The organism is Halalkalibacter alkalisediminis (assembly GCF_028610705.1).
Lineage (GTDB): Bacteria > Bacillota > Bacilli > Bacillales > Bacillaceae_D > Halalkalibacter > Halalkalibacter alkalisediminis.
In genome coordinates this window covers 1-13422 of record NZ_JAQQWT010000002.1, presented here as the reverse complement: position 1 = coordinate 13422, position 13422 = coordinate 1, and the positions used below count along the sequence as shown (strand labels likewise).

General features: G+C 36.4%; 9 protein-coding genes and 1 pseudogene. 5 read left to right on the top strand and 5 right to left on the bottom strand.

Annotated elements, in window-relative coordinates; genetic code table 11:
* Positions 1-175: 175 nt before the first annotated feature.
* Both PQ474_RS02550 and PQ474_RS02545 read left to right on the top strand, forming a co-directional pair.
* Positions 176-973, top strand: coding sequence for an alpha/beta fold hydrolase (locus tag PQ474_RS02550; protein ID WP_273840330.1), 798 nt, complete (start codon positions 176-178; stop codon positions 971-973).
* A 15-nt stretch (positions 974-988) separates the two neighbouring features.
* Positions 989-2065: an SDR family oxidoreductase gene (locus PQ474_RS02545; RefSeq protein ID WP_273840328.1), complete on the top strand. Its 1077-nt coding sequence runs from the start codon at positions 989-991 to the stop codon at positions 2063-2065.
* 249 nt (positions 2066-2314) lie between these two features.
* Here the strand turns inward: PQ474_RS02545 and PQ474_RS02540 are convergent, their stop codons facing one another.
* From PQ474_RS02540 to PQ474_RS02525, 4 genes are all read right to left on the bottom strand, one after another.
* Positions 2315-5422 (bottom strand): efflux RND transporter permease subunit, encoded by a 3108-nt coding sequence (locus PQ474_RS02540; RefSeq protein WP_273840326.1) that lies wholly within the window; start codon positions 5420-5422, stop codon positions 2315-2317.
* A 25-nt stretch (positions 5423-5447) separates the two neighbouring features.
* On the bottom strand, positions 5448-6812 hold the full coding sequence (locus PQ474_RS02535) for an efflux RND transporter periplasmic adaptor subunit (protein WP_273840324.1): 1365 nt from the start codon (positions 6810-6812) through the stop codon (positions 5448-5450).
* Between the two features lie 152 nt (positions 6813-6964).
* A complete protein-coding gene (locus PQ474_RS02530; protein ID WP_273840323.1) occupies positions 6965-8368 on the bottom strand; it encodes a sensor histidine kinase in 1404 nt (467 codons plus the stop codon).
* The gene (locus PQ474_RS02525; RefSeq protein ID WP_273840322.1) at positions 8361-9059 is read right to left on the bottom strand and encodes a response regulator transcription factor; all 699 of its coding nucleotides are present in this window, start codon (positions 9057-9059) and stop codon (positions 8361-8363) included. The genes PQ474_RS02530 and PQ474_RS02525 overlap by 8 nt, the downstream gene beginning before the upstream one ends.
* A gap of 215 nt (positions 9060-9274) precedes the next feature.
* On the opposite strand from PQ474_RS02525, the gene PQ474_RS02520 reads away from it, so the two are divergent.
* The 3 genes and pseudogenes from PQ474_RS02520 (at position 9275) to PQ474_RS02510 (ending at position 12225) form a co-directional block, all read left to right on the top strand.
* Positions 9275-9457, top strand: a complete 183-nt coding sequence (locus PQ474_RS02520) for a hypothetical protein (RefSeq protein WP_273840319.1) — start codon at positions 9275-9277, stop codon at positions 9455-9457.
* Between the two features lie 169 nt (positions 9458-9626).
* Positions 9627-10043, top strand: a pseudogene (locus PQ474_RS02515) (DUF1284 domain-containing protein).
* Between the two features lie 946 nt (positions 10044-10989).
* A complete protein-coding gene (locus tag PQ474_RS02510; protein ID WP_273840318.1) occupies positions 10990-12225 on the top strand; it encodes an IS110 family RNA-guided transposase in 1236 nt (411 codons plus the stop codon).
* Positions 12226-12502: 277 nt separating this feature from the next.
* Here PQ474_RS02510 and PQ474_RS02505 read toward each other — a convergent pair whose 3' ends face one another.
* Positions 12503-13273 carry a class I SAM-dependent methyltransferase gene (locus PQ474_RS02505; RefSeq protein ID WP_273840317.1) on the bottom strand — a complete coding sequence of 257 codons (771 nt, stop codon included), beginning with the start codon at positions 13271-13273 and terminating at the stop codon, positions 12503-12505.
* Between the last annotated feature and the right edge of the window lie 149 nt (positions 13274-13422).

Sequence of the window (13422 nt, the reverse complement as noted above, 5' to 3'; positions counted from 1 at the left end):
TTTTTTTAATGTCAAGATTTAGACACATTAATTTAATTGGCGCTTAACGGCTTCATACTAAGGGTCGGTACGATTATAAGAAATCCCTTCCAAAAAACGTCAGCATTTAAGCAATGACAGGCTTCTTTTCCTATGCCTATAATAAAAAGATCTATAACAACAAGGTGGGGAATGCATGTTAGATTACAAGATTCATAATAGAGAAAAAGACCAAGAGGACTTAGTTCTAATTCATGGCCTCGGTGGCAACTCTAGTATCTTTTACAAGCAGTTCAAGCATTACAAAAAAGAATTTAATGTCATTACGATTGAATTACCTGGACATGGAAAATCCCCAGATTTACATACCTATATGGAAGAGTTTTCTTACCAAGTCGCAGCAAGGGAAGTCTTAACAACCTTAAACTCATTAGGAATAAAACAAGCCCATTTTGTTGGAGTTTCCCTTGGCACTATTATTATTCATTACCTCTTACAGGATGCACCTGAACGTGTGAAAAGTGCCGTATTAGCAGGGACTGTCACGAGGTTCACCCCCTTTTCAAAAGGCTTACTTTTGTTAGGTAAGGCGATCAAAGATTTCACACCATATATATGGATATATCGCCTATTCGCACGTATTATGATGCCGAAATCAAACCATAAACAATCAAGAATAATTTTTATAAAAGAAGCGATAAAAATGAAAAGAAGTAATTTTCTAGGTTGGTATGACACCTGCTATTCGGTTGAAGAAAGCTATAAAGATGTTCAACGTATCGCATCCGGCATACCTAAACTCTACGTATCGGGAAGTGAAGACCATCTATTTATAGGGCCTTTAAAAGAAGATATTGAAAACGATCCCAATGCAACCTTAGTCGTGATTGAAAAATGTGGGCACGTTTGTAATCTAGAAAGAGCGAAAGAATTTAATGATCTATCTCTAACTTTTTTACTTGAACAACAAGAGCCAATGAAACAAGCTAACTAAGACAAACTAACAGGAGTGTCTATTTTGAATATATTTTTAACAGGTTCTACAGGCTTTTTAGGTGGAAAATTAATAAACAATTTAATTAGTGGAACAAATAATGAGTTATTTATTCTAGTCAGAAATCTTGAAAAAGCCGAGAAATTAAGAGATCAATTCGATCTTGAGGAACAGCAGAGAATTCATTTTATCAAAGGAGATATCACGCTTCCTTATTGTGGTATAACGGAAGTCGAATTGATCCAATTGCATTATAGTGTTGATGTTTTCTATCACCTAGCAGCGTTAGTTAAATTTGACCTTGATTTAAGAGATGACTTGTTTTCGGTAAATTATAACGGTACCTATCATGCCCTGGAATTAGCAAAAAGAATTCAAGTCAACAAATTCCTTTATGTGAGTACCGCCTACACTGTTGGTAAAAAACAAAAAGGTGTGGAAGCTTTATATTCACCAACGGACGACTACCACAATCCTTATGAAGAGAGTAAAGTGAAGTCCGAGCATTTAGTCTTTTCCTACGCAGAAGAGATGGATGTTTCCATCTTTAGACCTTCTATTATCGTCGGTGATTCCAAAACAGGAGAAGCAGACTCGGAATTCACCTTATACGGATTTATGAGGGCTCTCGATCTTTTCAAAAGAAAAGTGTCAAGGAGACCCAACATGAAAAATGCTACATATCGCTTAGTTGCCAATAAGAACGGTACATCTAACCTGGTCCCTGTTGATTATGTAGCTGACGTGTTAAGCATAGCCACATTAAATGCTGAAAAAAATAAAATCTACAACATTACGAATCCGAATCCTCCTAAAAACATTGAACTGCTTTCTATGTTAAAAAAGGCGCTTGCATTTGATCAACTAGCGGTGACTGAAGACACAGAACAGCTGAATTTGAATAAAGAGGAAGAAAAACTGAACGGAATGGTTGACATTTTCCAAGTTTATCTTTCAGGCGCGATTCAATTCGATGATGATCATACTCAAAAATTACTTAGTGGCACGAGTGTAAATCATTTACAGCTAACTCCAGAAATGATCCAAATGATTATGAATGCATATTTTTCAACTCAATTAGAGAAGGTATAATAATTAGACTAAATGAGAAAGCATGAAGGGCAACTCTCTAAAGAAAAGTAGAGGGTTGCTCTTTTTTATGTCCTTAAAGTTTTTACTGCAATATTTGCTTATGCATCATTTTTAATTATTTTAACGTAACCTTGTATTCTATGAATAACACTTGCAAAATATAGATCAGTTATAAAAAAATGACTAACAAATCCATTTACGATTTGCTAGTCATTTTACATGAGTTACTACTTCAAAGGAAACAAGCTACTAATCAACGGTTACCTCATCATCATTCATTCTTTTTTGACGAGAAAATAAGCCTTTCCACCAATTTGTAAAGCGGTCTGTGTAAATGTACATTACCGGTACGAGTACAAGTGTTATAAACGTAGAGAACGATAACCCAAACACAATAACCGTAGCCATCGGCGCCTGTAACTCCGCACCTTCACCAATTCCAAGGGCAAGTGGAACCATAGCTAGTACCGTTGTTAGCATCGTCATTAGAATCGGGCGTAGTCTAGTAGGGCCTGCTTCTAAAATCGCTTCTTCAGTTGTTAACCCACGTTTTCTTAAAATATTAATATAATCGACTAAAACTATCGCATTGTTCACCACAATACCTGCTAGCATAATCACACCGATAAACGCTGGAGCACTTAATGGTCTTCCCGTTAGGATGAAACCGGCCATAATTCCAATAAAAGTGGCAGGCAAACTAAACATAACAATAAATGGATAGATCACTTTCTCAAACTGGAATGCCATTACAGCATAAACAAGAAAGATAGCTAGACCTAAGGCAAGCGTAAGGTCAAAGAAAGCATCCATCATCATTTCATAGTCTCCACCAGTCTGATAATCATAGCCCTCAGGGAAAATATATTGATCTAATTCATTTTCAATATCAGTAATGACGGCTCCTAAGTCACGATCCATAAGATCTCCCGTTATCGAGACACCACGAGTTTGATTCTGTCGGTTAATGACGTTCGGACCATCTGCTTGCACAAAATCAGCTACTGCCGAAAGAGGAATCGTGTCACCAGCAGGTGTTAATAAAGGAAGTTGTTTCAAACTATTATAATGGTTTCTTTGTTCTTCAGGTAATACAACTGTGACATTGATTTCCTGTCCTTCCGTCCGCATCAATGTCGCAATTTGACCATTTACACTTGATGTAATGGTCTGCATAATTTCAGCGTAATTCAATCCATATTGTGAAGCAATATCCCGGTCAATATGAATTTGAGTTTCGGTTCTCGTTTCACCCATAGAATGTGTCACATTTGTTGTACCAGGTATGTCCCGAATGATTTCCTGAATGTCATCGGCAATAAGTTTAAGAGTATCAAAGTCCTCTCCCCGGAGTTCAATTTCTATTGGGTTACCACCCATGCCCTCACTTTCCAAAGCACGGACATTTACATCTATGTCAGGTAGAGTTTCCGCAAAAGCACTAAAATCGGTTATTAATTCATTTGTTGTACGTTCTCTTTCACTTGGAGGTACTAAACGAATATATAATTCTCCTTCGTTAGAGCCACCAGCCATGAAACCGCCACCGCCAATCGACGTTTGAACGACTTCAGTCACACCAGAATCAAATATAAATTGCTCTAATTCACTTACTATATTCCTTGTTTCTTCAGTTGGAGTTCCCGGAGGTACTTCAAAGCTTGCAGAAATCTCTCCTTGATCAAATCCAGGCATGAGTTCTACACCAACTAATTTCACTCCTCCAAGACTAGCTATTAATAAGAGCAAGGTTCCAAAAACAATGGTTTTTTTTCGTTTAAGTGCCCACCCTAAAATTTTTCGATACACTTGGTCTACTAGATCAAAAAATCGTCCAATACTTGCACTTAATTTCTTTAAACCTTTAGGATCCTCATCAACCTTCAGTTCTGGAAGGAGAATTCCTGATAACATCGGAACAAACGTTAAAGCCACTACTAATGACGCAAGTAACGTGAATCCAACAGTTAAAGCTAATGGCATAAATAGCTCTGCCGCAATTCCTCCTGTGAACACAATCGGAATAAAAACGACTAGACTGGTTAACGTAGAAGCAATAACAGCTGATGAAACTTCAGAGGCACCTTTTTTTGCTGATTCAATTCGACTATAGCCTCTTTCTCTATATTTATAAATATTTTCTAAGATGACGATCGAACTATCAACAAGCAGTCCAATCCCTAAAGCTAGTCCACCTAAAGTAATAATGTTTAGCGTTTCTCCCGCAAAATAAAGCAAAGTAAAAGCGGAGATTAAGGCAATTGGAATCGATAAACCAATAATTAACGTACTTCTGAAACTTCTTAAAAATACTAATAAAACTAAAACAGCCATTGATCCACCGAGTATCATATTCAAAACTACACTTTTAATGGAATCGTTAATAAATAAAGCAGTGTCCATAACGGTTGTTAACGTTACGCCTTGGGTAAGTTCTGCTTGAATGACTTCCATTTCTTTTTTGACAGCTTTTGACACTTCTACAGTATTTGAATCAGATTGCTTTAAAATATCCAAACTTAACGTTGGTTCACCATTTAAATAGGCAAGCGTGGACATCTCTTTAAACGTATCCTTCACTTCCGCAACTTCAGTTAGTTTTATCGTTTCACCTGTTCTTAGTGGAATATTAATCTTTTCTATATCACGAACAGAGCGAAAATCGCCAATAATTCGTAAAGGGACATCTTGTCCCCCCCGTTCGACTTCACCAGCAGAAGCACTCATACTCTCTCCACCAATAATTTGAGCAAGCTGAGAGATCGTTAATCCGTACCCTTGTAAGATCGTTAAATTTGGTTCAACAATAATTTCTCTTTCTTGTCCACCTGTTAAATTGACTTGAGCGACTCCAGGAATTCGTTCCAACCTTGGAACTAAGGTATCCTCTGCAATATAGGTCAATCTAGTTAGATCCATATCTCCCGAAATACCGAGCTGCATAATAGGCATCTGATTTGGATCAAAACGCAACACGCTTGGTGTCCCCGCTCCCTCAGGTAAAGATTGACGAACCATATCGACTCGTTCCCTCAGGTCTAGCATGACAACATCTAAATTTGTATCAAAGTCGTACATCATAAAAATAAGTGATTGGTTTTGTGCAGACATGGATTGCATCGTTTCTAATCCTTCGGTCGCACTTAATGCCCCTTCTAAAGGACGGGTCACTAAGTTTTCAACCTCTTGAGGTGCTGCACCATTATAAGGTGTTGTTACGACTGCAATAGGAAGGTTCAAATCTGGCATTAAATCTACTTTCAAGCCAGATAAGGAAACCCCTCCAAGTATGATCATAACAAGAGCAAGTATGATCACCCCAACAGGTCGTTTGACAGATTCATTGATTAAATTCAACTAAAGTACCCCCGATATCAAGATGTTACTTATCCGTATCTTCATTTTCTTCCTCAAGTTCTTCTGTTTCTATTTCATCACGCATTGTCTCATCTACTTCAGCTTCATTAAAAGATGGATTTATATCGTTGCGAATATTAATAAGTGCTCCGTCATATAGTTGATGAATGCCTCTGACAACCATAAATTCTCCTTCACTGACACCACTTTCAATGGCAAACCATTCTGTTGTTTCACTCGATATTTCCACCGTACGTCTTTCAACTTTTTCTCCATCACTCGTCACAAATATAAACGATTCATCATTCTCTTCCAATACCGCTGCAACTGAAACGAGTACTTGCTCATTCGCAATAGCTGTATCAATGATAACTTCTGCAAGCATGCCTACTCTAAGGTTGTCTTCTGGATCAGTTAGCTCAATTTCAACTGGATAAGAGCGCGTTTGCTCACCAGGTAATAAACTAATATATTTTATTTTCCCTTCATATCTTTGATTAAAAGAGTTAATATAAACGACTACACTTTGATCCATTTTAATATTAGGTAACATCGATTCCGTTACATTAATCTGAACGATCGGCTCGTCCATTTGTACTAATTGCATAAGAGGGGCTTGCGGAGAAACCAATTCTCCTACTACCGTATTAAATCCGGTAATTTGGCCTGAAATAGGTGCCATCACGACAGCATGTGTCTTTTGTTGCTCAGCCATTTGAACAGAAATTTCCGCTTGTTTAACAGAAGCTTCTGCCGCTTCAATTTGCCCAGTTGATTTCGCTTGTTCTAGACCCATTTCTGCTTGCTTCACAGCTGATTTTGCTTGATTGACATCTTGTTGTGTTGGCATGTTACTGCCTAACAAGCTACCGAAAACGGCTTGTAATTCTTCTGGCACTTCGTCGAGTAAAACATCTGAACTACTCTCTGCATTTACAACCATATCATGAACTTCTCTTGCTTGATTCAACTGTAACTCCGCTTGCTTAATGCTTTGTTCTCTTATACTTTTAGAACTATTTAAGTTGGCTCTTGCAGCTTCTAACCCAGCACGAGCTTGAGCAATATTTAAATCCACATCTGTAGCATCTATTTCTATTAAAACATCCCCACGTTTCACCGTGTCACCGTTTTTCACAAGTACCTTTTTCACTTCACCTGAGAGCATTGGAAGTACGGGCATATGCTTACCTGCCATTACATTTCCTGATAGTTTCAGCTCATTTGATAATACTCCTCGAGTGACTTCACTTATTTCAACAGGATGAGTAGGCGCCTCTGCTTCTTCTTCATTTCCTGATACGGTTTCACTAGTTTGCGAATTACACCCTATTAATACGAACATACATACTAATAGAAAAGCAGCCCATACGTTTTTATTACGAATCATTCCATTAACCCCCAAATTTAAAATCACAATATCCATCATTTTAACATGTTAAAATGAACAGAATATGAACAAACAAGAATAACGTAAGGTAAATCCCCTCCATTAAAAAAAGACCGAACTTCCTGTATATTGAAAGTCCAGACTTCGTTTATTCATTCTTTACCCGATAAAGGAAGTGTGAAAGTGAATTTCGTTCCTATTCCCACCTCACTCTCTACATGGATCGAAGAATCATGCAAATCAATGATTTGCTTGACGATCGATAACCCGATTCCCGTGCCGAGGTTGTTTGTACGTGATTTATCAACTTTATAAAACCTTTCCCATATCCTCTCTAACTCATCTTCGCTAATTCCTTTTCCATGATCTTCAATGGTAATGATCGCATCTTCATTTTTATGGTTCATTCTCACGTAAATCATCTCCTGTTGTTTCGAAAAATGGATGGCATTTTGAAGTAAATTAATCAATACTTGTTCAATTCTGTCGGTGTCTGCAAAAACATAATAATCTTTTTCATCTGGCATCTCTACTTCTATTAGATGTTTTGAAAGTTCTGGTTCCATTTTTGCAATCACTTGCCGTACTTGCTCGGATATATTATAGGATTTACGATGTATTTGTAATTCATTAGATTCTAGTTTGGTCATATCTAATAAATCATTGACTAGTTTAATCAGTCTTTCTGTTTCACTTTTCATGATGGTCAAATAATGACTTCGTCTTTGGTCTGGGATTGTACCATCTAACAGGGCAACTAAAAAGCCTTTAATGGAAGTGAGAGGAGATCGTAAATCGTGCGAAACATTCGCAACAAAATCTTTTCTCATCTGATCTATGCTCGACAATTCTTTTGCCATGTAATTAACACTGTTTCCTAATTGGCCAATCTCATCATTTGTCGTGATTTTCACTTTATTAGAAAAATCACCTTTTGCAAATTTTAAAACAGCATGGTTCAATTCACGAAGTGGTGATGTGATTTTTCTTGAAACGAAGAAAATGATCATTCCCGTAAATACAACTGTTATAAGCAAAGCGACCAAGTTAATGATTTTAATTTGACTCGCCTCTCTGTCGAATCCATGTAAAATAGAGACAATCACATGATTATGTTGATCAGCTGACTCAATCTGCATAGGTGCTGCCACAACAAACATATAATGGTTATTCGCACGTATCCTTTTTGTAACCTCTTCCCCATTCAAAGCTTTTTGAATAAGCGCTCTGTCAATAATTAAATCTTCTATATCTGTTTGTTCCGATTGGTAGGTTAAATTGGCTTGATGATCAAACACAAATGTAGCCTTATCTTCTTGATTTAACGTTAATTCTAGAGAGGCTTGGACGATTTTTTCATCCCAGTTCTCTTCATTAGCAAGGTTAATATGATAAGCTAGCTGCTCGCGTTGATGTTTTAAACTTTCTTTTGCAGAATTCAAGAAAACATTGTGAACGAGATAATTAAAGACGACACCGAAAAAGATTAGCGACGAAAGTAGAATTAATAACGTCGTTAAAAACAATTTAATAAAAATGCTTTTTCTCTTAAGCACTCCCATTCACCTCAAACTTGTAACCGACTCCTCTTATCGTTTTTAATGTCCAAAAGGGAGGTTGCTCCCCAATTTTTTCGCGGACTCTCTTGATGTGTACATCAATGGTTCTAGGATCACCTTCGTAGTCCATTCCCCAGATTTTCTCTAGTAGCTGCTGCCTTGTAAAAACTTGATTGGGATATAAAGCGAGAAAGTACAATAACTCTAATTCTTTTGGCGGCATCATCACCTCAACATCATTTCGATAAATTTTGTACTGTATGATATCGATGGTTAAAAAATTCAACTTAATATTCGCTTTGGAGACTTGAGTCGGGTAAGCTCTTCGAATAACAGCTTTCATACGTGCTATTAACTCATTCGGATCGAAAGGTTTTACAATATAATCATCTGCCCCTAGATCGAGTCCTTTAATTTTGTCGTAATTTTCCCCTTTTCCCGTTAACATAATTATAGGGATCAAACGGTTATCCTTTCTAATTTCCCGACAAACTTCCCATCCATCTGTTTCAGGTAACATGATATCTAATAGAACAAAATCTGGTTTTTTATCAAAATACTCAGATAAACCAGCATCTCCGTTACTCGTTAAAATGACTTTAAAACCAGCTTTCTCTGTGTATAGCTTAATAAGATCTGCTATATTAGGATCATCTTCAATGATTAATACCTTTAAATTTTTATTCATGTTCGCTTCCTTCCCGTACATTTAATCTATTAACGTTTTGCATAAATCGTATCTCTTTACATAATCATCTGCAAGTTAAATACATATGACAGTCGGCCCCACCTATTTTCACCTCTGCAAGAATTAATGATATGGCCTACTTGAATAATACTAATTGAAACAATATGAAATAGCTTTTAACATTAAGACGAATCGAAACTTTCCAGGAGGTTTCAGTGACTTTACTAAGATATCTATTTACATGTATAGGATTCATTGTTTTTCTTAGTGGCTGTGTAGAAACTAAACTAACGGCTGAAGAAGTTATAACTCAATCCATTGAAGCTATGGATGACATATCTGAATATGCTTTTTCAATAGAGTCGTATATAGAGAATGAAAACACATTAACAGTGTAGAACTTGGATGGCTTATCGTCCGTAAAGATAGAAAGGAGGGAGAATCATTCATTATCCAATAAAGAAACCTATTGGTGTGATGTGTTATGATGAATTTATACATGTTAACTAATCATTATATTTAGTTGACATATATGTCCAATTGAAACTTTCGTACTGGGGGCGAATTATGTATAATCTACGAGGTCATCATCTTTTTTGCCTTCTGGGCTATCGGGGAATGGGCTATTCCCAAGAATACGTGGAAAATATGACGCGTTTGCACCAAAACTTGAGAGACAACCCCCAAACGTGGATTCAAATTGTAAAAGGCCCTGATCAGTTGTGTGAAAAATACCCAAACTCGGGTATTTACCACTGCCAAAACGACAATATCTATGAAAAAGATGCTGCTATTTTAGAGATATTGGAGCTTAAGATCGGACAAATTCTGTATTGAGAGGACATTGAATCCCGCATCCGAAAACATGTCACCACCTCCGATATTCAAATCGTCTGTGAGACTTGTTCCTGGCGTTCTTATGGGGTTTGTGAAGAAGGTATCCAAGAGATTCTTGAAGGGAAGGGCTTAAGGAAAATTAATTAAGTCCTTCTGCTTTTGTAAAGGTTTTGTTTTTTGAATGGCAATTAAAAAATTGCTTTAATGACAGATTGAAAAATGTTGCATTTTAATTGTCTTGGGGAAAACCTTTTAAAAAAGATCTTTGTTTTAAACTTTTTTGCGTCGTTACTTCAATAAAAGAAATCATACCCTTCTGAATGGCCCCCTTAGTTTAATAAGCAGCTAAAAAATTCTATTTTAAGTTCAGTTTCTATCACTTATTTATCGTAACTTACTCTATATGATATATACCTTGGCATTCGATTTGGAACTAATATCTTGTATCTGAACATAATATTACAATTCCTTTTGAAGTTAATAGTATTAACAAATCAAATAGGCTTCCTTTTAACTTGTAATTATGACATTGCAATGCGATCTCATGTTAAAAATAAATAATCATTGATCTAACAAGGATAGTAAAACCCAAATCACTATACGATTTGGGCGGCTAATTGATATCTTATTTCTTGTAACGAAAATACTTAATCTGAGATGCATAGGTTTTTTTAGGGTGAAACAAGAGGATCGACTATAAAAACTTCTCTCTCTAAGGTTATTAGTGTTGCTTTAGAATTTATCAAGACCTATTTCGTAAAAAGTCATAAAAAACAAAGGGTGATACATATTATACATGACTAATATGTATCACCCTTTTACTTCTTGTTCAACAATCGCGCCCGATCGTATTATAAGGTCAGCCAGTTATTTCTGGTTGACCTTTTTTTATATCGATATATGATTACGGTATCCGGGGTAGAACGTTCGCGCCCGTGGGGCTTAGACCCCGTCCGCAAAACAGTTCGCCCCCTACTTGTAGAAACATGTTTGAGGCTGGTTGGGACTATGATCTCGCATAACAAGCGAAGCTATGATACTACAAGAGAACTAGGGGAAACCGGTAATCTATTATTTTGAGGTGGAATTTAGAATGAATCCAGTCGTAGGTCTGGATGTTTCAAAAGGAGAAAGTGAAGTTCAAGCATTTTTAGATAAAGGAAAACCTTATCGTAAAAGCTTTAGTATTCGGCATGATCTTGAAGGTTTAGGATTATTACTTGAGTTTCTTAAGGAAATAAAGAATAGGACCGGTCAGCAACCTCCGGTTGTATTGGAATCTACAGGGCATTATCATACTCCAGTTGTTCAGTATTTGGAGGAACGGAATTATTTATTAATAATCGTCAATCCATTGATTTCTCATAGGGCCAAAAGTTCAAGTTTACGAAAAGTGAAAACAGATGCCATTGATGCTTATCGCCTCTGTGAGCTTTACTATAAAGAGGAGTTAGAACCCTATAAAAAACGTGGAATACGACTTTTAAACCTCCGTAATCTCACAAGGCAACATATGAGTATAACCGAGATATATGTACAAACCAAGTTACAATTTCAAGCAGTGTTAGATCAAGTATTTCCTGAATATAAAGGAGTTTTTGGTGAGTTATACTCTGTAGTATCTTTGCTTACTTTGCAAAAATATCCTACATCAGATGATATCTTAGCTGCTAGTGAGGATGATTTGGCTAATGGGATAAAAGAGTTATATAAGCATGGATCAAAAAAATGGGTAAAAGAAAAGGTACAAAAACTTAAGATTGCGGCAGCTCGCAACCCATTTCAAAAGACCTTGTACCAAAGTCATTTGTTGAGTATGAAAATGTATATTCATATGCTTCTTCAATACAAAGAGCATCTATCAACGTTAGAGGCAGAGATAGATACTCTCGCTAAAGAAATTGAAGAATATAAGATTATCCAATCTATCCCTGGCATTGGTGAAAAAATCGCGGCAACGATTATTTCCGAGATTGGTGAGATAGACCGGTTTAATCACCCTAAAAAGCTTGTCGCATTCGCTGGGGTTGATCCAGAGGTATTTGAATCTGGTAAATTTAAAGCCACCCTCGTGCGAATTACAAAACGTGGTTCTAGTAGACTACGGCATGTCTTGTATATGGCTGTTCGTGCTGGAATACGTGAGGCTCGTAAAAAGAAAACAAGTGATGAGATAATCCCTAGAAATAAGAGATTAAGAGAATTTTACGATAAGAAACGCAGTGAAGGTAAATTGTATAAAGTCGCCGTTATTGCTTGTGTTAATAAGCTCTTACATTGGATCTATGCGATATTAAAAAATAAAACCACTTTCCAAGATGTTGCTTAGAAACTATATCTAACCAAATGCAGAAAAATCTTCCATGAACAGTCTAACGGAAGGTTATTTGGCATGCGCATTTTTAGTATAACATGGGTAATTTATGTTTTTTAGTGAAAAATGTTGACAAACTATTAGCTGGTTTTGTTGAAGATCAAAGGCTGTTAAAGCTGGCTCGTACTTATCTAACTCTTGCTTAGTTAACATAAAATTCGTTAGTGAAAATTAAAACAGCCTTAGATCTTATAATTCCAAGGCTGTTAAATATACCATACTGTAACAGTAACTATCTTTTCTTAATCGCAACAATTCTAATTCGTTTATAATCAGCTTCCCATATACCATCTTTATATAAAGTTGATTGTATCTTATTTTTTATTTTTTCGTAAATAACTATTTTTTCTTCCTTAGAGAACTCTGGGAAAAAGTCATCCGCAAAACTATCTAACCAATGATTCAACCCCATTTCTCCATCAGTTAATGGGGTAGGTCTATCAAAATGATGAGCATATGATACTCTAAATCCGTACTGTTCAAGTATAGTACTATATTCCCCTATACTTGGAAAATACCAAGGGTTTCTTTCTGCTACATTCATTCCATATTCTTGAGAGAGTACCTCTGTTATTCCCCGAATAACAGTTTGAACATTTCCTTGGCCACCAAATTCAGCTACAAAGCGACCCCCTGGATGTAATGCTAGCTCAACCGATTCGACCACTTTGGTAGCTTGTTTCATCCAATGAAGGGCTGCATTCGAAAAAACAGCATCATACTTTTCATTTGTTCTAAATGTTTCTCCATTTGCAACAATGAATGGGATTTGAGGATACTTTTTACGTGCCTTCTCAATCATTTCTCCTGAGAAATCACTGCCTGTCACAATCGCACCTGACTTGAAAATTTCGTAGGTAAGATCTCCCGTTCCACAACCCAAATCAAGTATTTTTTCTCCCTTTTGTGGTTGAAGTAGCTCAACTACTCCTTTGCCATAACTAGATACAAAGCTTAATTTATCATCGTACAAATCTGCATTCCAAACATTCACAGAACTCATATAATAACACTCCCCTAATTTTGAAATATTGTTATTTTCATAATAATCTATAAAAATTTATTCAACTAAGATCACTAGTGTTGCATAAAAACTAACTGAATTTTCAGTTTTAAAGTTCTTCCTGTTTAGAGCCAAAAAAGTAAATACCT